Annotated in this window: 17 protein-coding genes; 12 read left to right on the forward strand and 5 right to left on the reverse strand. The window is 48.1% G+C overall.

What is annotated here, in order from left to right; translation table 11 throughout:
- Positions 1-190 precede the first annotated feature (190 nt).
- The 3 genes from H8K29_RS08880 to H8K29_RS08890 all read left to right on the forward strand — a co-directional run bounded on the left by H8K29_RS08880 (position 191) and on the right by H8K29_RS08890 (position 2,368).
- Complete coding sequence (locus H8K29_RS08880) at positions 191-1,192, forward strand: hypothetical protein (protein ID WP_186897296.1); 1,002 nt, start codon at positions 191-193, stop codon at positions 1,190-1,192.
- Positions 1,162-1,671, forward strand: a complete 510-nt coding sequence (locus H8K29_RS08885; RefSeq protein WP_186897297.1) for a GGDEF domain-containing protein — start codon at positions 1,162-1,164, stop codon at positions 1,669-1,671. Before H8K29_RS08880 ends, H8K29_RS08885 begins: the two co-directional genes overlap by 31 nt.
- A 301-nt stretch (positions 1,672-1,972) precedes the next feature.
- Positions 1,973-2,368 carry a hypothetical protein gene (locus H8K29_RS08890; RefSeq protein WP_255423315.1) on the forward strand — a complete coding sequence of 132 codons (396 nt, stop codon included), beginning with the start codon at positions 1,973-1,975 and terminating at the stop codon, positions 2,366-2,368.
- Between the two features lie 58 nt (positions 2,369-2,426).
- Here the strand turns inward: H8K29_RS08890 and H8K29_RS08895 are convergent, their stop codons facing one another.
- Positions 2,427-5,564, reverse strand: coding sequence for an EAL domain-containing protein (locus H8K29_RS08895; protein ID WP_186897299.1), 3,138 nt, complete (start codon positions 5,562-5,564; stop codon positions 2,427-2,429).
- 722 nt (positions 5,565-6,286) lie between these two features.
- On the opposite strand from H8K29_RS08895, the gene H8K29_RS08900 reads away from it, so the two are divergent.
- On the forward strand, positions 6,287-6,901 hold the full coding sequence (locus H8K29_RS08900) for a LysE family transporter (RefSeq protein WP_186897300.1): 615 nt from the start codon (positions 6,287-6,289) through the stop codon (positions 6,899-6,901).
- 68 nt (positions 6,902-6,969) lie between these two features.
- On the opposite strand, the gene H8K29_RS08905 is transcribed toward H8K29_RS08900, so the two are convergent.
- Together H8K29_RS08905 and H8K29_RS08910 are read right to left on the reverse strand one after the other, a co-directional pair.
- Positions 6,970-7,719 (reverse strand): tetratricopeptide repeat protein, encoded by a 750-nt coding sequence (locus H8K29_RS08905; protein ID WP_186897301.1) that lies wholly within the window; start codon positions 7,717-7,719, stop codon positions 6,970-6,972.
- An 85-nt stretch (positions 7,720-7,804) separates the two neighbouring features.
- On the reverse strand, positions 7,805-9,880 hold the full coding sequence (locus tag H8K29_RS08910; protein ID WP_186897302.1) for a bifunctional 2',3'-cyclic-nucleotide 2'-phosphodiesterase/3'-nucleotidase: 2,076 nt from the start codon (positions 9,878-9,880) through the stop codon (positions 7,805-7,807).
- Positions 9,881-10,348: 468 nt separating this feature from the next.
- On the opposite strand from H8K29_RS08910, the gene H8K29_RS08915 reads away from it, so the two are divergent.
- The gene (locus tag H8K29_RS08915) at positions 10,349-11,203 is read left to right on the forward strand and encodes a patatin-like phospholipase family protein (protein ID WP_186885453.1); all 855 of its coding nucleotides are present in this window, start codon (positions 10,349-10,351) and stop codon (positions 11,201-11,203) included.
- A 125-nt stretch (positions 11,204-11,328) separates the two neighbouring features.
- Here H8K29_RS08915 and H8K29_RS08920 read toward each other — a convergent pair whose 3' ends face one another.
- Positions 11,329-11,871 carry a C40 family peptidase gene (locus tag H8K29_RS08920; RefSeq protein ID WP_186885452.1) on the reverse strand — a complete coding sequence of 181 codons (543 nt, stop codon included), beginning with the start codon at positions 11,869-11,871 and terminating at the stop codon, positions 11,329-11,331.
- Positions 11,872-12,047: 176 nt separating this feature from the next.
- Between H8K29_RS08920 and H8K29_RS08925 the strand changes: the two genes are divergently transcribed.
- The 4 genes from H8K29_RS08925 (at position 12,048) to greA (ending at position 17,709) form a co-directional block, all read left to right on the forward strand.
- Positions 12,048-12,455 carry a heme-binding protein gene (locus H8K29_RS08925; protein ID WP_186885451.1) on the forward strand — a complete coding sequence of 136 codons (408 nt, stop codon included), beginning with the start codon at positions 12,048-12,050 and terminating at the stop codon, positions 12,453-12,455.
- A gap of 273 nt (positions 12,456-12,728) precedes the next feature.
- Complete coding sequence (gene carA / locus H8K29_RS08930) at positions 12,729-13,883, forward strand: glutamine-hydrolyzing carbamoyl-phosphate synthase small subunit (protein ID WP_186897512.1); 1,155 nt, start codon at positions 12,729-12,731, stop codon at positions 13,881-13,883.
- A 5-nt stretch (positions 13,884-13,888) separates the two neighbouring features.
- Positions 13,889-17,107, forward strand: coding sequence for a carbamoyl-phosphate synthase large subunit (gene carB / locus H8K29_RS08935; protein ID WP_186897303.1), 3,219 nt, complete (start codon positions 13,889-13,891; stop codon positions 17,105-17,107).
- 125 nt (positions 17,108-17,232) lie between these two features.
- A complete protein-coding gene (gene greA, locus H8K29_RS08940) occupies positions 17,233-17,709 on the forward strand; it encodes a transcription elongation factor GreA (RefSeq protein WP_186885449.1) in 477 nt (158 codons plus the stop codon).
- Between the two features lie 65 nt (positions 17,710-17,774).
- On the opposite strand, the gene H8K29_RS08945 is transcribed toward greA, so the two are convergent.
- Positions 17,775-18,248 carry a YhbY family RNA-binding protein gene (locus H8K29_RS08945; RefSeq protein ID WP_186885448.1) on the reverse strand — a complete coding sequence of 158 codons (474 nt, stop codon included), beginning with the start codon at positions 18,246-18,248 and terminating at the stop codon, positions 17,775-17,777.
- Between the two features lie 99 nt (positions 18,249-18,347).
- Here H8K29_RS08945 and H8K29_RS08950 point away from each other — a divergent pair, with 99 nt between their 5' ends.
- The 3 genes from H8K29_RS08950 (at position 18,348) to folP (ending at position 21,907) form a co-directional block, all read left to right on the forward strand.
- Positions 18,348-18,992 (forward strand): RlmE family RNA methyltransferase, encoded by a 645-nt coding sequence (locus tag H8K29_RS08950; protein WP_186885447.1) that lies wholly within the window; start codon positions 18,348-18,350, stop codon positions 18,990-18,992.
- Positions 18,993-19,113: 121 nt separating this feature from the next.
- On the forward strand, positions 19,114-21,003 hold the full coding sequence (gene ftsH / locus H8K29_RS08955; protein WP_186885446.1) for an ATP-dependent zinc metalloprotease FtsH: 1,890 nt from the start codon (positions 19,114-19,116) through the stop codon (positions 21,001-21,003).
- A 61-nt stretch (positions 21,004-21,064) separates the two neighbouring features.
- The gene (gene folP, locus H8K29_RS08960) at positions 21,065-21,907 is read left to right on the forward strand and encodes a dihydropteroate synthase (protein ID WP_186897304.1); all 843 of its coding nucleotides are present in this window, start codon (positions 21,065-21,067) and stop codon (positions 21,905-21,907) included.
- The last annotated feature ends 18 nt before the right edge of the window (positions 21,908-21,925 follow it).

Below are 21,925 nucleotides of genomic sequence, written 5' to 3' on the forward strand. Positions count from 1 at the left end.
GTGGTTTGAGTTGTCAGTACAGGCGGTTAATGCGCTGCTGAATGCCCTCGTTACGCCAGTTGCTTGTTGCTGGATATTTGCCGGTTGAACACAGTGTGAATCGGAATAACGTTCATCAGCATTGATCTTCACATGCAATATCACGCATCAAGTGGCCCAAAATTTTTCGTCATTTTTCGGATAATTCAAATTGAATTTTATTTCAAAAAATCAAGTTATCTCAAAATTCCTATCAGACTATGGCGCTTTGCTTTTATTGCTAAGCATAGTCGGTACATGGCTGACTGTTGATTTTTATCAGGAGCGCGAGCAAATTATCGAAGAGTCAAAGAAGCTTGCGATCAACAAGAGTCAGTTGGTTGGCAGTTCTGTCGGTGAGTTGTTTCTTGTCACAGATTACGTGCTGCGCGACATCATCGGCAGACTCGATGTCGTTAAAGATTTGCAGTTAACTAGCAAGGATAATGAAAGAAATATTCGCCTGACCGCAATTCTTTCGGAGAAACTCGAAACGGTCACAGGTCTCAGGGACTTCGCGGTATTGGATCGTGACTGCCGCATTGTGGCGACTGCAAAATCACCTTTCATCGGCGTTAACACCGGCCAACATTTTTGCGGAGGTGTGAAGGTGAACCCGGGGCAAAGTACACATATAAAGTATTTATCCGCTGAACAATCGATTTCAGGTCGATCCGCTGTGTTGATGTCGCGTATCCTGGGGTCTGCCGACGGGATTTTTCTTGGCGGTGTTGTGGCGGTGGTCGATCTGGCATTAGCACAAAAATGGATTGAAGCAATACATACCGAAGCAAATGATGTACTCGCCATTATGGATGCGGATGGCCTGCTGCTGGCAAACAAGCCGGCACAACCAGATGCGATAGGGAAGCCCGTTCCCGTGCCAATGGCTCAGTTTTTTTACAGCCGGATTAATGACCCCACTTCATTCATCAATAATTCCCCCTACGATGGTCGCCGGCGAATTACCGGGGTGAGTAAAGTGGAGCGCTTTCCGTTTATCACGATTGTCGGCTTTGACTATGACCGTGTGTTGAAGGCTTGGCGTTACAGAATGTGGCAGTTTGCCACTGGATTTCTGCTCTTGTGTATTTTCGCTGTAATCGCTTTGCGATCGCATCACGATTGTGTCAACGCGAGAGAATGCGAAAACTTGCCACCACAGATGCACTAACGAATATTGCAAACCGTCGTCACATCATGGATATCGGGAACAGAGAATTTACCCGGGCGAGACGTTATACGCATTCGCTTTCAGTATTGATGCTGGATATTGATAAATTTAAGTTTATTAATGATCGTTGGGGGCATCCGGTTGGTGACCGGGTAATAAAAGAGTTGGCAAACTTGCTGACTATTACCGCCAGAGATCAGGATGTCAGCGGACGTTTGGGGGGCGAGGAATTTACGGTGATACTGCCGCATACTGATACAAGTGGCGCGAAAATCATTGCCGAACGCTTACGTGTCGTCGTCGCTGAAGCGCAGGGCGTAAATCTGGATGACAATACCATTGTCCGTTTTACCGCCAGTATTGGCATCGCCACATTGAATGTTGAAGATACATCTTTTGATATGTTATTGCAGCGGGCTGACAGGGCTTTGTACAAAGCAAAAGAAAATGGGCGTAATCGCGTAGAAAGCGATAACTGATTTTGTTTCACTGGATGAGCTGATCGTGGCGACGGGTAGGTAAGTCGGTTTTGCTTTGTCCGTGGTGTTTTTGTTTATCTAACAGACGAGAGGGTGTAGGATGCTGCACGTCGCCTGATGATTGCTTGCCATTGGCTGCAATCGGCATAACACGGTGTTGACAACACGTCGATTTACCATGAAAACATTCTGCGTTCATTCCATCATAAAACAACTCGTCTTTTTTAGTTTTGCGGCCACTTTAAGTTCATGTGTCAGTTGGCATTCGGCAGATATCGCTGCGCTGCAAACGGAAAATGACTTGATCGCCAAGCTGGGCAATCCTACTCATGTGTATCAGGATGGGCAAACGCATTTACTTGAGTACATGCGTGGTCGCAGGGCGCAGGCGACGCACATGGTCAGGGTTGCTGCCGACGGCAAAGTGCTTTCGTATGAACAAGTGCTGACAGACCAGAAGTTTGCCGAAATCAAACCGGGCGTATCTGATAAGGCGGCTGTGTTGAGAATGCTGGGTGCGCCGTATGAAAATGTGTATTACTCCAGAGTCGGGCTGGAAGCGTGGTCGTATCCATACAAGGAAAGTGGTGTGTGGAATTCACTGATGGCAGTCTATTTCGACCACTCTGGCATTGTGCGCAAACTGGAAAATGGCCCAGATCCTGTGTTCGAGCCGCGCGAGCACCGGCGTTTCTGACGGCGTTTGTTCGGCGGCAGTATTAAGCGGGGCCGCGTCATCCGCATGTGTATCGACTTTAATCGACGGTAAGCGTGCCGGATCGTTCAGTAAGCAAACGGCTTAGTTTGTCGGCTGGTAACGGATGGCTGAGTAGGTAGCCTTGCACTTCATCGCATCCATATTCGTTCAGACAAGCCAGTTGTTCTTTGGTTTCAACGCCCTCGGCGATGACCGTCAGTTGCAGGTTGTGTCCGAGCTGAATGATGGTCTTGACAATGGCCGCGCCATCGGCACTGGTCAGCATATCGCGCACAAACGACTGATCAATTTTCAGCTTATCGACGGCCAACTGCTTCAGGTAAGACAGACTGGAGTAGCCAGTTCCAAAGTCATCGATCGATAATTTGACACCCAGATTTTTTAATCCGTGCAGGATGTTTATGGTGGCGCCGACATCTTGCAATAAAATCGATTCCGTCAGTTCCAGTTCAAGTTGATGCGGTGGCAAGCCAGACTTTGCGAGTGCATTGGCAACCACATCCAGAATTTTGCCGCGTTTGAACTGTAATGCCGACAGATTGACAGCGACGACCGGAGCGTCAGGATAGTCGCGTAACCAACTGGCGGCCTGACGGCATGCTTCGTTCAGTACCCATTCGCCGATAGGCACGATGTGACCACTGCGCTCTGCCAGGCTGATGAATTTGCCTGGCGAAATTAAGCCATCCACCGGATGTTGCCAGCGCAGCAGCGCTTCTGCACCGATGATCTTTCCGCTATGAATGTCGGACTGTGGCTGATAATGAATGCGGAATTCCTGATTGCGTAATGCATGTACCAATCCACCGGTCAGCCTGATCTGTTCTGTCAGGCCAGAATTCATCTCATGCGAGAAAAAGCAATAGGTGTTACGTCCGGCTTCTTTGGCGCTGTCGACAGCTGCGTGGGTATGTTTGAGCAACGTGTCGAAATCTTTCCCATCCTCAGGATATAAGCCGATACCGATAGAGCATGAAATATTCAGCGTATTGCCGTCGATATCAACAGGATCGATAAAAATATCGCTGATGGTATTCGCCATTCCAGCCACGCCGATTGCATCGCGTTTGCCGGTCAGAAGAACGACAAACTCATCGCCGCTCAACCTGCTGATGGTAGCGGTTTCTGGTATGCACTGACGCAGACGCTCCACGACCTTAATCAATACACGATCTCCGGTTGCGTAGCCGAGGCTGTCGTTGATGTGTTTAAAGTGATCAAGATCGAGATACAGCAGCGACACCATTGTGTTTTCATTGTCAGCGATCATTGCCGCATGTTCGAAACGGTCTTGCAACAGTGTCCGGTTTGGCAGGTGTGTCAAGGAGTCGAAGTTGGCCAGGAAATCCAGTTTCAACTTGGCTTCGGCGTGCGCGGCGCGGGTACGCAAGTTGATAATGCCAAACGCGAGATCGTTCGCGAGTTCCATCAGCAGCCTGATTTCTTCTGCATCGAAAGCGTTTGCTTCGCTGGAGTAGAGGGTGAGGGCGCCAATGGTATGTTCGTTATGAATCAACGGTAAACCTATGCTTGACCGGTAGCCGCGTTGTATCGCTGCCGTGCGCCATGGTCGCATTCTTTCGTCGGTTAATACATTTTGAATTGTCGTCGGTTCACCGGTTCTGATCGCAGAACCGACCGGCCCGCTGCCGAGTGCGTTGCCGCCCCAGGAAATATTGATGCCATCGAGATAGCCATTCTCGTAACCAGACTGTGCCACAGGCTTCACAGTCCGTGCATCGTCATATTCAGCATATCCGACCCACGCCATCAGATAGCCGCCACTTTCGACGCACAAGCGACTGATTTCATTGAGCAAGGAATGCTCGTCTTCAGCCCGTACGAGCGCCATGTTACAGTCGCTGAGCAAGCGCAAATCGCGATTGAGCCGTTTCAATGCCAGTTCGCTAAGTTTGCTGGCGGTGACGTCCTGCACTGTGCCGATTAAGTGCAGGACGTGTCCATCTTCCTGATAAAAAGGTTTGCCACGCTCGTTGACGTATTTTATCTGCCCGTCTTTTAATAGTAAGCGACGGGTAATTTCATACGCGGTCTTGTTTTCAATGGCGTCGTTATAACTGCGACTGAGCAAGACCCGGTCATCGGGGTGCGTCGCATCGACGAAAGAATGAGCTGAAGGCGTAAAAGTGTCGGGAGTCACTTCGTAAATACGGTATACCTCGTCGGACCAGATCACTTCACCGGTGCTCCGGTTGATATCCCAGTTACCGATCTGCGCAAGTTGCTGGGCGATTTTCAGATTTACCTCGCTCTGACGTAATTCTGCTTGCGCTGATTGGTGCTGATCTGTGATTTGTTTTAATTTGCTTTGCATCTCTGCCAGGCGGGCGAGCACGGAACCTTGCATGCTTTCAGTCACAGCCAATGGTTTGCTGAAGTCGCCGTTGCCGATACGTGTAATCTCTGCGTGGACCTCGCTAACCGAGCCACCCATAATGATCCTGAGTGCACGTGAGGTGCGATAGAGCATCAGTAGTGATAGCACTGCCAGGCCAATAAACAGAATCCTGATTAACAATGCACGATGTTCTGCGTTGCTGACTGCGTTATTGGTTCGCGCTGTCATCAAACCATAAAAATCATCGATAGGCTTCATGATCGCTGCTTTAGCATTCAGGTAAGCAAAATCGTGCAACATCTGACTTGCTTTTTCTTTGCCATTTTCAGATTGGCGCAATTGCATTGCTTCTCGTTCAGTTTGTGTCAAACGGTCTGAAAAAACCTTCGCTTTTGACAAAACACTGAGTTCTTGCTCGGTAAAACCTGCTTCTCGCATCAGTTCCAGAAGTGGCTTCGTCTGTTTGCTTTCCGCTGTCGGTGGTGTTCCTGTAGCGAGCACCAGATCCCAATAGATGCCCCCATAGTTCACTGGTCTTGTTTTTTTACCATCGCGGATATCCAGTATGTCCTGATAGTACTGCAACTGCCGGCGATCACCGGAAACAACATAAAGTTGCGCCATGCGTGTCAGGTCATCAGAAGACTGACGTAACTCATCTGCCAGAAGAAATGAGTTCAGTCGCTGTTCGTTCGCTGCATCGATTGTTTTTTCTGCGATGACGGACAGAGTGAACGTGCAGACCAGGATGACCAGTAACGACAGTGTGTACCAGATGTGGCGTTTAAACGAATTTGAATTGACAGTGGATGGCATGGGCAATCAGTTGATGTCGATTCGATAAAAAACTCAGGATTCGATGAAAATTTGATACCGGAAGGTTGTCGTAAATTTACGTTAAGTAGGAATAGTAGTGGAATCAGAGGGTAAAAAACCTAAGGTACGGATATTTTTTGCTGGAAGCCGGAGTCATGATAAATGATGGGGGTTGAAATCATTAATATTAATTTAATAATTTCAACTTAGCTCAATCCCGGGGTTTTCTATTTATTTCAGGGACGACGTAGTTGTGAAGTGATTTTGCAGGAAATATGCAGAAACTTCATTTCTGATGTGCGATTGCGGAGGGGAAGCGGATAAAAAAATAGCCCGCATTAGCGGGCTTAAATCCAAACCTTGACGGTGTTGGAGGAGACAGAAGTAACTATACTGCACTGCAATAAATACGTAAAATCAAATATTTAGATAATAATCATTCATAAAATGTATAACTTATCTGGTTCGCTTTACTTTTCCTGCTGGTATGACAATCGATTGCGTCCGTTTGCCAGAATGAAAGCGGGCTGGTAGCGGTACGAAGCGAAGTGCTCGTCCGCAATGAGCAATTCATTCTGATCAACGCTGTCAACAATGACCAGAATCGCTTGTTTGCCTGCAAACAAAGAAATAAAGAAATGCTTGATTGCAAGTCAGGTTTTCTCTTATTGTGTAAAGCAAGACCATCATTTGGTGTATTTGCATAATTTTAAGGATTTATCATGCTCGGCGTTACTGATTACGGCTCGTTTGTCATTGCATTTATTGTGTTACTGATTATTCCCGGGCCTGGTAATCTGGCATTGATCACATCGACCAGTAAAGGTGGTATCAAAGGTGGGTTGGCGGCAACGTTTGGTGTGATATTCGGCGATCAGGTCTTGCTCTGGATGGCAGTGGCTGGTGTTGCTGCAGTACTGCATTCGTATCCGGCTGCTTTTCAGGCCGTGCAGTGGTTGGGTGCAGCGTACTTGATCTGGCTGGGATGCAAGATGTTGCTGGCCAAACCGGGTGTTGCGCCGGTGTTAAACATCAAGCCGCATCATTACATGCAACAGGCGCTGACGATTACCTTGCTCAATCCTAAAGCCATCGTGTTTTATATGGCTTTTTTTCCCTTATTTGTGGATCCGGTGCACCATCAGGGGCTTATCACGTTTGGGTTTATGGCCACGACCATCGCGATTCTGACGTTCATTTATGGTTTGATTGCGGTGCTGCTGACACATTTTCTGGCTGAACGCCTGCGTGCTAATCCGGCAGTGACCCGTGTATTGGAAAAACTGGCAGGTTTATCACTGATCGGTTTTGGCCTGAAACTTGTTTCGTCGCGTTAGACTTTGTTTCTGCATAAAAAAAGCCTGCGAGATGCGGGCTTTTTTTTTTTCGGAAAATTTAGCCGCTTTTACTGAAATTTATTCCAGCGCAACATGCGTTCATCGGACGCTTCTTTCAGCAAGTGACGGGCGCTGAGTTTATCGGGATCGTGGTGCTTTTTATCCCCTTCCAGTTCCATCGCAAGAGCTTGTATCGCCGGAGGAAAATCGCCTTCCGCTGAGCGTTCCAGCCATGTCCTGGCTTGTACGGGATCTTTGGCGATGCCATCGCCATCGGCGTAGGCATTTGATAGCAGGAACATTGCCTGGGCATTGCCCTGATCGCTGGCGACTTTTAGCCAGTGCACCGATTTTTGCAGATCAAGCGGCGTGCCTTCGCCGTATTTTGCCATGCGTGCGAGCATGAAACTTGCCTTTGCATTGTTTTTCGTTGCTGCCACCTCGTACCATTTCCATGCAACCGTAAGATTTTGGGGAAGTCCAAGTTTGGCTTTGTAGTTCGCTTCAGCAAATGCGAATTGCGCTTCGGTATCGCCAGCTTTGGCTGCTTTTTCCATCCATTGCGCTGCTTCTGCCTGTTTGTCCTGTTGTACTGCAAGGGCAAAGCTGAGTTCTCTTTGTGCTGTGACTATTCCCTGATTCGCCCATACTCTGAGAGTTTTAATGGAATCCGCGTGTTGCGCTTGTATCGCGCGCATGCCTGTCGATTCAATTTCCGCGGTGCCGGGATGGGTGTTGACGCCAGGTGTGCACGCAATGAAAAGGCTGGTGGTGCAGGTGAGGGCAGCACGGGTGATGATGTTTTTCATGGTATTCATATTATAAAAACCTGCCCCTGTTGCCAGGAGCAGGTTTACCTCTGAAATGACTACTTACAACTTTTTAATGCGGATTGCCTTGCGATTATTTGCTCAGGTCAATGGCATATTTGGCGAAACCATTGGCATCGAGTGCGCCTTCGGATTTCACCAGGCTCAGGCCAGAATTGCCGGCGATGGCCAGTTTGCCAGGTGCTGAACGCAGAATGACGGGACCAGCAGTCGTGGCTTTAACGAAACTCCAGCTTTTGCCCGAGCCATTTTTTGCCAGAGTCAGTTTGCCTTGTTTTTTCACGTAATCGCTGACCACAGCCTGATTTGCGTCAGGTGATTTGATGATGGTTTTGCTGCCGTCGATACCCGGGACATTACCACCACCTGCTGCACGATAGTCGTTAGTGGCTACGATGAAATCATCAGTGTCGGCAATAGGTTTGCCTGCGTATGTCAGATTCACGATGCGGCTGCCAACGGCTTTCGTTACATCAATCTGATAGGTCAGCGCATTGTTTTCAGCGTAGAACACATCGTAGTTATAGATGGTTCCATACGATGGCACCAGATCTTGCTCTGTGGTCAGGGCTGGATTGATTTGCGCGAACTGTTTTGCCACGGTTTCCAGCCATGCTTTCAGATCTGAACCTTTGATCTTGACTGCCTGGATATTATTGTTGCCGTACAGGTAAAGGTCGCCAGGATTACGCACTTGTAAGCCGACTGGTGCTGCCGATGTCGCGGTTGGTGCGACATCGGTAAAGTCTGTCGCACCGTTGCGGCCAGCTTTAAATGGCGCGCTGCAGGAGATGACAGGGATCGTTTTGTAGCTGGCGATGGTCGCGTCAGTTGAGTTGGTAATGAAATTTTTGACGTAATCGATCTGTGCCTGATTCACGATTTGAATCGCGCTGACATCGCCGACCAAAGCAAAATAAGCGGACATTTCAAAGTCGGTTGTCGTTCCCAGAGGCTGCGTTGCGTAAGACAGTGCTGCTTTATGCTCAGTATCGACCAGCGGAGCAACAGAGGCATCGGCATCAACAATTGTTGTGCCATCTTTGTATTTAAAGCCGCGCGCTTCGACGTTTGTCTGATCTTTTTGTACTACCCATTTACCACCCTGGTATTTCAATACCATCTGGATGATGCCGAGACGACGTCCCCAGCTTTGTGCCATGACAGTAGGAACGCCATTAACCAGACCTTTGACGGTGTCCACTTGACTTGCTGGCAGCGCAGCTAAGGACGCATCGATCGCAGGGCCGTTGGTTTCTTTGGCTTTTGGGAAGATCAGATGAGAGTGGCCTACCATCAGAGCATCAATGCCGGTGTTGGTCAGATGCAGGCTGGCATTTTCCATTTTTGGGCTATAGGCTGACGCATCCAGACCGCCGTGAGACAAGGCGACAACCAGATCAGCACCCTTTGTGCGCATTTCAGGAATGTATTTGTTCGCTGTTTCGACCGCACCATTTACCATGACTTTACCCGCCAGGTATTTTTGATCCCAGTCCATGATCTGCGGTGGAACAAAGCCCACGATGCCGACATTTAGCGTAACACTCAGCGGTGAGCCGTCTGGTGTCGTCGCATTGAATTTTTTAGGAATGATGGAGTAAGGATTGAAGATCGGTTTTTGGCTACTGATACCAACCACGTTGGCGAGAACAACAGGGAAGCTTGGTGCGCCGCAGTTGACTGGTTTTGTGACGTCACTCAGACCAAAATCTGTGTTGGTGATCTGGCTGAGGAAATTCAGACCATAGTTGAATTCGTGATTACCGACACCGGCACCATCATATTTCAGCGCGTTCATCACTTTATGGATGGCCATCGTGCCACTACAAGGAACTGGTGACGCCACAGCTTGATAATCACCGAGCAATGTACCCTGAATCACGTCACCATCGTCCAGCAATACAGTATTTGGATTTTCTGCGCGTGCCGAATTGATCAGTGCGGCAGTGCGCTCAAGACCGAGGCTGGTATCCGCTTTTAAGCCGTAGTAGTCATAACTCAGAATGTTTTGATGTAAATCGGTCGTTTCAAGTAACGCGACTTTTAAAACAGTTCCCTCAGGAATCACGCTGACAGTATTTGAGCTGGTGCCGCAGGCTGTTAAGGCTAATGCTGTAAGCGGCGGTAGCCAATGGATTGTTTTCATGTTGTCTTTCTCAATTTTAGGTTCAGAAACGGTTGCCAGCGATTGCGCAATCGATTGCTAATTTCATTAAAAAATATAAATTTTTATTCTTTGTCTTCATTCCCAAAAGACCTGAGGATTATCAGTGGTGAATATGTCAATGATATGACAGTACAATATTTTCTTTTTATTAATGCACAGTTGTTTCTGAAAATTAAGTAAAAACGTGTTCTGATTCGGTCTGTTTTCTTGCTGTTCAGACGTGAGCAGGTGTTTGGAAATATAATTCGGTTCTGCAAACAAGATGTTGTTAAAGCGTTTTGCTTTAATGGTGTTGTCTTGAAGTAATTCCTTATTCAGTTTCTGACCAATCACATGCCAACCTTCTTCGTGTTTTCTGTTTCCGCATTTCAGTTACGATTTTCACAGTTCAAAAAATACACAGCGCTCTTTGCCTCGGTGTCCGCATTAAGTCTGATGAGTGCTTGTATGAGTACGCAGCCATCGGTGGTGCCGACGCCAGTGACGGCGATTCCTGTTGCTAAGGTAAACCGGCCGGTCAGGATAGGTCTGGCGCTGGGGGGGGGCGCGGCGCGTGGGTTTGCCCATATTGGCGTTATTAAAGCACTGGAATCGCAGGGGATACAGGCCGATATCGTGGTTGGTACCAGCGCTGGCAGCGTTGTCGGGGCGATGTACGCTGCCGGTAATAATGGGTTTGCGCTGCAGAAGATGGCACTGGAAATGGACGAGGCAACGATTTCTGACTGGTCTTTACCCTTGTTTGCCAAATCCAGCGGTGTGCTGAAAGGGGATGCTTTACAAGCGTATGTGAATCGCATGGTACATCAGACACCAATTGAAAAACTTAAAAAGCCGTTTGGTGCAGTGGCGACCGATCTGTCCAGCGGGCAAGCCGTTTTATTTCAGCGCGGGAATACTGGCACGGCGGTACGCGCATCGTCTGCGGTGCCCGCGGTGTTTCAACCAGTACGGATCAATGACCGGCAGTATGTTGATGGTGGTTTAGTGGCTCCTGTGCCGGTACGTTTTGCCAGAGATATGGGGGCCGATCTGGTGATTGCCGTCAATATCTCTCAACAACCCGAAGCGCAAAACGGCAACAGTACAATCGATATCTTGTTGCAGACAGTGACAATCATGGGACAGAGCATTAATCAGTTCGAGCTGAAACAGGCGGATGTTGTGATTCGTCCTGAACTGCCAAGTATGAAGGGCAGTGATTTTGCTGGTCGTAATCTGGCGATATTGGCGGGTGAGCGGGCTGCGATGGCAGTGATGCCTGAATTGAAGCAGAAATTAAAAGCGATGCAGGAACGCTGATTGAATAGGTATTGACCGGAAAATATACTCCCGGGTAGTATTTTGCAAAGCCTGGTGTCGATGCTGACGCCAGGCTTTTTTATTTGAAAATCAGGGGGAGTATATGCAGGGAGTTGAAATGCTAACTATTGCTTGGTGTCGTTGTCGTTAATGCGGCGGGCGCCGTTGAAACGATTTTTCCAGTAGGCAATATCCATGCTTTCAATCCGCACCTGACCACCAGCGGAAGGGGAGTGTATAAATTTATTGTCCCCGAGGTAGATGCCGACGTGGGAAAAGCCGCGGCGCAGCGTGTTGTAAAACACCAGATCACCAGGCTGAAGATCTTTCTGATCGATATTTTCGCCAACGCGACTGATTTCTGCGGCGGTACGGGGCAGGTTGGCACCTAAGGCATCTTTGAATACCAGGCGTACAAAGCCGCTGCAATCGAGACCGTTTTCCGGCGTGCTGCCACCACGTTTGTAGCGTATGCCCATGAAGTCCATCGCTTTCATGGTCAGATCAGAGGCACGTTGTTTGATTTCTTGAAGTTTGCTGAACGCAGTGGAGGATTCAGGGAAGGGATTGTCGCTTGCCTGAGCCTGATGGCAGACGGATAGTTGCAATGCTGCTGCGACGAGCACTAATGTGGCATTTCTTTTTAGTCTGGAAACGTTTATTAGCATCTTGGCACTTATTGAAGAAAACTGGTCAACTTTAAGCGAAGTCTTCAATAATGTAAACCTTTGGGGCGTCATTTCATGGATTGCCCCTTTTAGAAGTGAAAATTGAAAAACACTTTTTACTCCAATGAAATTAGGCATCGCGTACAATCCCCGCTCTACTAAATACGGAGCTGACTATGCAAACCAAACCTATTCTGACGCTGGATGATGTCAAAAAAATCGCGGCAGCAGCCGAGGCAGAAGCCAAAGCAAATAACTGGGCGGTGGTGATCGCGATTGTTGACGATGGCGGGCATCTGATGTGGCTGCAACGACTGGATGGTGTGGCACCTGTCTCTGCGCACATTGCTCCAGCGAAGGCTGCGACGGCGGCATTAGGCAAGCGTGAATCTAAGATTTATGAAGACCTGATCAATAACGGACGCTATTCGTTCCTCAGCGCACCGCTGATTGAGGGGATGCTCGAAGGTGGCGTTCCTATTTTTGTTGATGGCCATTGTGTTGGTGCTGTTGGTGTTTCCGGCGTGAAGTCTCAAGAAGATGCGCAAATTGCCAAAGCAGGAATTGCCGCCTTAGGTTTGTAAGAGTTTATCTTCCCGTGTTTTTATTCATGGATGCTTAGTGGCTAAGTTGAAACACGGGAATTCAGGGGTTTGCAAGGGTTTATGATTTGCCTGAGAGGTGGTTTTGAGCTATAATTCGAGGGTTTAACTAATTCGAAATCTCGCCGTAGCGCCTACCCAAATTCTCATCGCTCCATTCTTATTGACAGGCCGCTCGTTTATCGTTCGGCCTGAGATAACGCAACTTGGGGCGTCGCAGCGGCGGTAACAATACAGGAGTTGCCCTTGCTGCCCATTCCGCAGTCCCTTCTTCGTTCCGGTCAGGACACCGCCATACTTGCTCTTGCCGATGGAACTATTTTCACTGGATATTCTATTGGCGCTTCCGGTCATACTCTTGGTGAAGTTGTTTTCAACACTTCCATGACTGGCTATCAGGAAATTCTTACCGATCCCAGTTACAGTTCTCAAATTGTCACCCTGACGTATCCGCATATTGGTAACACCGGTGTTAATTCTGAAGACGTTGAATCAGACAAAATCCACGCCGCTGGTCTGATTATTAAAGATTTACCGCAACTGGTTTCCAATTTCCGTTCCGAACAATCCCTTTCTGCTTACCTCCAGTCTCAAAACATCGTTGCTATTGCTGGTATTGATACCCGCAAGCTGACACGTATCTTGCGTGAAAAAGGTGCGCAGGGTGGTGCGATTCTGGTTGGAGCAGATGCTGAAAAAGCGATCGCGCTGGCGAAATCTTTTCCGGGTCTGTCTGGCATGGATCTGGCGAAAGTTGTTTCTGCCAAGCAGGCTTATGATTGGACTGAAGCAGAGTGGGTGCTGGGTCAGGGTTATGGCCAGTTGAAAGATCCGAAGTTTCATGTGGTTGCTTTCGACTTTGGCGTCAAGCGCAATATTCTGCGCATGCTGGCAGAACGCGGCTGCAAGGTTACCGTATTGCCAGCGCAATCCACGGCTGCTGAAGTGCTGGCGCTGAATCCTGACGGCGTGTTTTTGTCGAATGGTCCTGGCGACCCTGAGCCTTGCGATTACGCAATTGCTGCGGCCAAAGAGTTGATCGAGAAGGGCATTCCGACCTTTGGTATTTGCCTGGGTCATCAAATCATGGCGCTCGCATCCGGTGCGAAAACACTGAAAATGAAATTCGGTCACCACGGTGCCAACCACCCGGTGCAGGATCTGGATACCAAACAGGTATTGATTACGTCACAGAATCATGGTTTTGCCGTTGATGCCGCCTCTTTGCCAGCAAATTGCCGTGTTACGCACGTGTCTTTGTTTGATGGCTCCCTGCAAGGCTTTGCGCGTACTGATAAACCAGCTTTCTGCTTCCAGGGGCATCCTGAAGCATCTCCGGGGCCGCATGATATTGCGTACCTGTTTGATCGCTTTATCACATTGATGACCACGGCAAAGACAGGAGAATAATAAAAATGCCAAAACGTAACGACATAAAAAGTATTTTGATTATCGGCGCTGGCCCTATCATCATCGGTCAGGCTTGCGAATTCGATTATTCCGGTGCACAGGCTTGCAAGGCTTTGCGCGAAGAGGGTTATAAAGTCATTCTGGTTAACAGTAATCCAGCCACCATCATGACTGATCCGGAAATGGCCGATGTGACTTACATCGAACCTATTACCTGGCAAGTGGTTGAACGCATCATCGCTAAAGAAAAACCGGATGCGATCCTGCCGACCATGGGTGGTCAGACCGCACTGAATTGCGCGCTGGACTTATGGCGTAACGGCGTGCTCGATAAGTATAAAGTCGAACTGATCGGCGCAACTCCTGAGGCGATCGATAAAGCGGAAGATCGACTGAAATTCAAAAATGCGATGACCAAAATTGGTCTTGGTTCTGCCCGTTCCGGCGTCGCACACTCGATGGATGAGGCCTGGACAGTGCAAAAGGATGTCGGCTTTCCGGTCATTATCCGTCCTTCGTTCACGATGGGTGGTACTGGCGGTGGCATCGCCTACAATCCGGAAGAATTCGAGACTATCTGCAAACGAGGTCTGGAAGCGTCGCCTACCAATGAATTGCTGATCGAGGAGTCGCTGATAGGCTGGAAAGAGTATGAGATGGAAGTCGTGCGCGATAAGGCCGACAACTGCATCATCGTCTGCTCCATCGAAAATCTGGACCCTATGGGTGTGCATACCGGCGACTCCATTACTGTGGCGCCAGCACAGACTTTGACCGATAAAGAATACCAGATCATGCGTAATGCCTCATTAGCGGTGTTGCGTGAAATCGGTGTCGATACTGGTGGCTCCAACGTGCAGTTCTCGGTTAATCCGGCTGATGGCCGCATGATCGTTATTGAGATGAATCCGCGTGTGTCCCGTTCATCTGCGTTGGCATCCAAGGCAACCGGTTTTCCGATCGCCAAAATTGCGGCCAAATTGGCAGTCGGTTTTACGCTTGATGAGTTGCGCAATGAAATTACTGGTGGTGCTACGCCAGCTTCTTTCGAGCCTTCGATTGATTACGTCGTCACGAAAATCCCACGGTTCGCATTTGAAAAATTCCCGCAGGCAGATAATCGCCTGACGACGCAGATGAAATCTGTCGGTGAAGTGATGGCAATCGGTCGCACCTTCCAGGAATCGTTCCAGAAAGCGTTGCGCGGCTTGGAGGTCGGCGTCGATGGCATGAATGAAAAAACCCAGGATCGTGAGACTCTTGAAAAAGAACTTGGTGAGCCAGGTCCAGACCGTATCTGGTATGTTGGTGATGCTTTTGCCCAGGGTTTTACTATGGAAGAGGTGCATCAGCTGACGCATATCGACCCATGGTTCCTGGTGCAGATTAAGGATATCGTCGACATCGAATTATGGCTGGACGAACAGTCACTCGACAGCGTTGATAAAGCCCTGATGCTGCAACTGAAGCAAAAAGGTTTCTCTGACCGTCGCCTGGCAAAACTGCTGAAAACAACCGATACTGCGATTCGTGAAAAACGCCGTGCTCTGGGTGTGCGTCCAGTGTATAAGCGCGTTGATACTTGCGCCGGTGAGTTCGCCACGAATACCGCCTACATGTATTCGACTTATGAAGAAGAGTGCGAATCCAATCCGACTGATAAGAAGAAAATCATGGTGCTGGGCGGTGGCCCTAACCGTATCGGTCAGGGTATCGAATTCGATTATTGCTGCGTCCACGCTGCATTTGCGATGCGCGAAGATGGCTATGAAACCATCATGGTCAACTGCAATCCTGAAACAGTTTCGACAGACTACGATACGTCTGACCGTCTGTATTTTGAGCCGTTGACGCTGGAAGACGTACTGGAAATCGTCGACAAAGAAAAGCCAGTTGGCGTGATCGTGCAATACGGTGGTCAGACACCTTTGAAGCTGGCACTGGATTTGGAAGCGAATGGCGTTCCTATCGTCGGCACCTCGCCTGACATGATTGACGCTGCTGAAGATCGCGAACGTTTCCAGAAAATGCTGCAGGAATTGGGTTTGCGTCAGCCGCCTAATCGTACTGCGCGTACTGAGGCTGATGCGCTGGCGCTGGCACAGGAAATTGGTTACCCATTGGTTGTGCGTCCATCGTATGTGTTGGGTGGTCGTGCGATGGAAATCGTGCATGAACAACGTGATCTTGAGCGTTACATGCGTGAAGCCGTAAAAGTATCGCACGACTCTCCGGTATTGCTGGATCGCTTCCTGAATGATGCGATCGAAGTCGACGTCGATTGCTTATCTGATGGTCAGCGTACATTCATTGGCGGTGTGATGGAACATATCGAGCAGGCTGGTGTACATTCCGGCGACTCGGCATGTTCATTGCCACCATATTCTCTGTCGCAAGAAACCATTGCTGAACTCAAGCGTCAGACTGCGCTGATGGCTAAGGGCTTGAATGTCGTTGGTTTGATGAATGTGCAGTTTGCGATCCAAAAACAAGACGGTAAGGATGTTGTTTTCGTTCTTGAGGTGAATCCACGTGCTTCCCGCACTGTGCCTTACGTATCTAAATCAACAGGCTTGCAACTGGCGAAAATCGCTGCGCGTTGCATGGTCGGTCAGTCTCTGGATTCGCAGGGCATCGGCGCTGAAGTTGTGCCGCCATACTTCAGTGTTAAAGAGGCCGTATTCCCATTCGTGAAATTCCCGGGTGTTGATACTATTCTTGGCCCAGAGATGAAGTCGACTGGTGAAGTCATGGGTGTTGGTAAAACATTTGGTGAAGCTTTTGTAAAATCCCAGTTGGGTGCCGGTGTTAAGTTGCCTACCTCAGGCAAGGTTTTCCTCAGCGTGAAAAATAGCGATAAGCCGCGTGCAGTAAAAGTAGCAAAAGACCTGGTTGAGCTTGGTTTCTCTGTTGTCGCCACTCGTGGTACTGCTGCTGCGATTGCTGCTGAGGGTGTTGCAGTTTCCATCGTCAATAAAGTGGTTGAAGGGCGGCCGCACGTTGTTGATATGATCAAAAACAATGAAATTGCGATGGTCATTAACACAGTTGAAGAAAAACGGAATGCGATTACTGATTCACGTGCGATTCGTACCTCAGCACTGATTGCGCGTGCGACGACGTTCACAACGATTGCGGGCGCTGAAGCTGCAGTCGAAGGGATGCATCATTTGAATGAATTGCATGTTTATGATTTACAAGGTTTGCATAAGACCTTAAACTGATAAAAATTACAGTGTTGGGGCTCTGTGTTCTAATACTGCATCTTCGATACAGAGGTCACAAAAGATATCGCTTACGTGATGTCGGATGTGGCCTCTGTATTTTTACTTTTAAAAGTGTGAACGATATGAGTACAGTACCTATTACCAAGTTCGGTGCAGAGTTGTTGAAGCAAGAGTTACACAACCTGAAGACAAAAGAGCGCCCAGATGTGATTAACGCAATTGCGGAAGCGCGGGCGCAAGGGGACTTGTCTGAAAATGCCGAGTACGATGCTGCCAAAGAACGTCAGGCTTTTATTGAAGGTAGGATTGCTGAGTTGGAAGGTAAGCTGGGATCAGCGCAAATTATTGACCCGTCTACTTTGGATGCAGAGGGGCGCGTCGTCTTTGGTGCGACCGTACATCTGGAAGATCTTGAAACAGAACAGAAGGTCAGTTATCAGATCGTCGGAGAAGATGAGGCCGATATTAAATTAAGTAAAGTATCAATTACATCACCGATAGCCCGTGCTTTGATTGGTAAGTATTCTGGTGATGTCGTTGGCGTACAGGCGCCAGCGGGTGTACGTGAGTACGAAATTTTAGAAGTCAATTATATCTGATGGTCTTACCCGGTCTCATGCATGACCGGGTTATCTCTGCAGGGTAGATAATCCACCCTGTGCCATCATTTACCTAAGGCTGATTTTTTCGCGCTGGCTTGACGAGGTTTTGCACGTTTAACATTGCCACCTTGGGTGACGCGCTCATTACCCTTTACCATTACTTTTGAAACCGTTGGTTTTTTTGTGCCGCTTGGGCTAGGTTTGACGATAGTTACTTCACGTAAGCCTCTGCCCTTTTTAACCAGCTTGGTCTCTTTTACGCCTTCTAATTTAGGGCGGTAAATAACCAGCAACTTGCCTATGTGTTGGATAGGTGCAGCATTCAGTTCTGTGCAAATCGTATCGTACATTGCGCTACGTGCTTCGCGGTCATCACCGAAAACGCGTACTTTGATTAAGCCATGTGCATTCAGTCCTGCATCAATTTCTTTCAGAACTGCTGGTGACAGTCCGGCGTCGCCGATCAAGACGATAGGTTTTAGTCCGTGAGCTTCGGATCGGAGTTCGCTTCTTTCGGCGGGTGTAAGTTTTAACATAAATTTTCCTTGTGCATTTTATTTTTGGTGCACGATAAATACATCGCCTGGCTCAGCCAGGCTAAACACAGTTTCTTTTAAAAGCAGTATTTTACGCGAATGGCTAAGAATAAATTCAATCAAAATTGGGTTCACGATCATATTAATGATCCTTATGTGAAACTTGCACAAAAAGAGGGCTATCGCGCGCGTGCCGTTTATAAGCTAAAAGAAATAGATGAGGCTGAAAAACTGATTCGTCCTGGCCAGGTTGTCGTCGACTTAGGTGCGACTCCGGGAAGTTGGTCGCAATATGTGAGAAATAAACTCGCCGGAAAAGATGGTGGCGGCATTAATGGGGAAATCTTCGCGCTTGATCTGCTGCCGATGGAGCCTATCGCTGATGTCCAGTTCATACAAGGCGACTTCCGGGAGGATGACGTGCTGGATCAGTTGGAGAGCAGGTTGGTTGGCAGGAAAGTTGATTTGGTTTTATCGGATATGGCGCCAAATTTATCTGGTAATTCAACTGTGGATGCCGCCAGGGTTGAGTACATCATCGAATTAGCGGTCGCTTTCGCTAAGGCGCATCTGAAGCCCGGCGGTTCTTTGCTGGTCAAATGTTTTCATGGACCCAGTTACAATAATATTGTGAATATATTCAAGGACGAGTTTAAGGTTGTCATGAATAAAAAACCGAAGGCAAGTAAAGATAAATCTTCCGAAATATTTTTGTTGGGAAAAGGCTTAAAGCATCCTGATTGAGTATTTTCCTCTTGATAATCCTCAATATCGCCAGCATATGCTGGCTAGCAAGCTCTACCTATTGGGGGTAGAATGACTGATTACAGTGTCAAATGGCGTATGTTGCGTCCAAGGAGTTCTCGTGAATAATATGTTTTCAAAAGCAGCTATATGGGTAGTAGTCGCCTTAGTGCTTTTCACACTTTTCAAGCAGTTTGAGGGGAAAAGTATCGGTGCTGGTATGGCTTCTGTGCCTTATTCCGAGTTTTTGGAAGAGGTCAAAGCAAAGCATATTAAAGAGGCGACAATTGACGATGCTAATCGCACAGTCACCGCTGTCACTACAGATGGAAAGAAAATCAAATCCCAATTAACGATTTTTGATCGCGGTTTGGTTGGTGATCTGGTCAATAATGGCATTAAATTTGATAACAAACCGCCAGAGGAGCAATCTTTCCTCTCGCAAGTGTTCATCTCCTGGTTCCCTATGCTTTTGTTGATTGGTGTATGGATTTTTTTCATGCGTCAGATGCAGGGCGGCGGCAAGGGGGGGGCATTTTCCTTTGGTAAGTCAAAAGCACGTATGCTTGACGACACAAATAACAATGTGACGTTCAGTGATGTTGCTGGCTGTGATGAGGCTAAAGAAGAAGTCACTGAAGTTGTTGATTTCCTGCGCGATCCCACAAAATTTCAGAAGTTAGGTGGACGTATTCCGCGTGGCATTCTGATGGTGGGACCTCCAGGTACTGGTAAGACCTTATTAGCTCGCGCGATTGCTGGCGAAGCTAAGGTGCCATTCTTTACCATTTCTGGTTCTGATTTCGTCGAAATGTTTGTCGGTGTAGGTGCGTCACGTGTTCGCGATATGTTTGAAAATGCGAAGAAACATGCGCCTTGCATTATCTTTATTGATGAAATTGATGCTGTTGGTCGTCATCGCGGTGCTGGCATGGGCGGTGGTAATGATGAGCGTGAACAAACCCTGAACCAGATGCTCGTTGAGATGGACGGTTTTGAGGCAAATTCCGGTGTGATTGTGATTGCTGCAACCAACCGCGCTGACGTACTCGACAAGGCTTTATTGCGTCCGGGTCGCTTTGATCGTCAGGTTTCTGTTGGCTTGCCGGATATTCGTGGTCGCGAACAAATTTTGAATGTTCACATGCGTAAGGTGCCTATCAGTAGTGATGTAAAGGCAGATATCCTTGCACGTGGTACCCCAGGTATGTCCGGCGCTGATCTTGCAAATCTGGTCAATGAAGCGGCGTTGTTTGCTGCGCGCCGGAACAAGCGTCTGGTTGAAATGATCGACTTTGAAGACGCTAAAGATAAGATTTTCATGGGGCCAGAGCGTAAGTCTATGGTGATGCGTGAAGATGAACGTCGGAACACCGCCTATCATGAATCTGGACATGCAGTTGTTGCTAAGCTCATGCCGAAAGCCGATCCTGTCCATAAAGTAACGATTATGCCGCGCGGGTTTGCATTGGGTTTGACCTGGCAGTTACCAGAACATGATCAGATCAGCGGCTATAAAGATAAAATGCTGGAAGAAATCTCTATATTGTTCGGTGGTCGTATTGCTGAGGAGATTTTTGTTGGTCAGATGTCGACTGGGGCTTCTAACGATTTTTCACGTGCGACTAAGCTGGCGCGTTCGATGGTGACTCGTTTTGGTATGTCTGACAGCATGGGGGTGATGGTATATGAAGACAGCCAGCAGGAAGGTTATTTCGGCGGCTCTTCTAAAACTATTTCCGAAGCTACCCAGCAAAAAGTAGATGCTGAAATTCGTTCTATTCTTGATACACAATATGCTCTGGCGCGTAAGTTGTTAGAGGAAAATAGAGAAAAGGTCGAAATGATGACCAAAGCTTTGCTGGACTGGGAAACGATTGATGCTGATCAGGTGAATGACATCATGAATGGTCTTGAGCCGCGCCCACCTAAGATCGGTCAGTCTGCTGGTCGTTCGTCTTCGGATAGTACATCGGGAGGTGTTTCTCCTAACGCGGCGGCACCTGCCTGACCTATTGAGTTTTAACGCTATCCAATTAAAAAGGTGAGGAGAAATCCTCGCCTTTATTTTTATGAACAAATTTTTTCAGTGCGGACGTTATCGTTTTCCGCTTCAGGGTAATAAAGTAAAGCCGTTGGTGATGGGGATATTAAATATCACTCCCGACTCGTTTTCTGATGGTGGACGCTATTTATCTTTAGACGGTGCGCTTTCTCGTGCGGAACAGATGATCAATGATGGCGTTGATATCATTGATATCGGAGGCGAATCAACCCGTCCGGGTTCGGCTCCTCTGTCTTTGGATGAAGAGTTAAGTAGAGTGATGCCCGCTATTTTTGCATTACGCGATTGTGGTAAGCCCTTATCTATCGATACGTATAAACCTGAAGTGATGCGTGAAGCATTGCTTGCCGGTGCAGACATGATCAATGACATCAAGGGCTTTAATTCACACGATGCTATTAACGCAGTTGCAGGTACGGATGCAGGCTTATGTGTGATGCACATGCAGAATTTGCCGGCCAATATGCAAAGTCGCCCTGATTATCATGACGTAGTCACGGACGTAGAAAGTTTTTTACGGCATCGCGTCGATGCATTATTGAGTGCTGGAATAAAGCCAGAAAATATTTGTATTGATCCGGGTTTTGGTTTTGGTAAAACGCTAGAACATAACAGTACATTGTTCCGGAGTATTGACGAAATACAGACCAAGCTGGGTTTACCTATGTTGGTTGGCATCTCACGTAAAACGGTGATCGGAGAAATTACCGGAAGACGAGTTGAGCGCCGCCTCGCTGGTAGTCTTGCCGCTGCAATCGCTGCCGCAGATCGTGGTGCAAAAATTGTCCGTGTTCATGACGTTCAGGAAACAGTTGATGCTTTCAATGTGTGGCAGGTATTAGGTAATTAAATAAAAAGCATGTCAGAT

This window comes from Undibacterium sp. CY21W (assembly GCF_014284265.1).
GTDB classification, from domain to species: Bacteria; Pseudomonadota; Gammaproteobacteria; order Burkholderiales; family Burkholderiaceae_D; genus Undibacterium; species Undibacterium aquatile.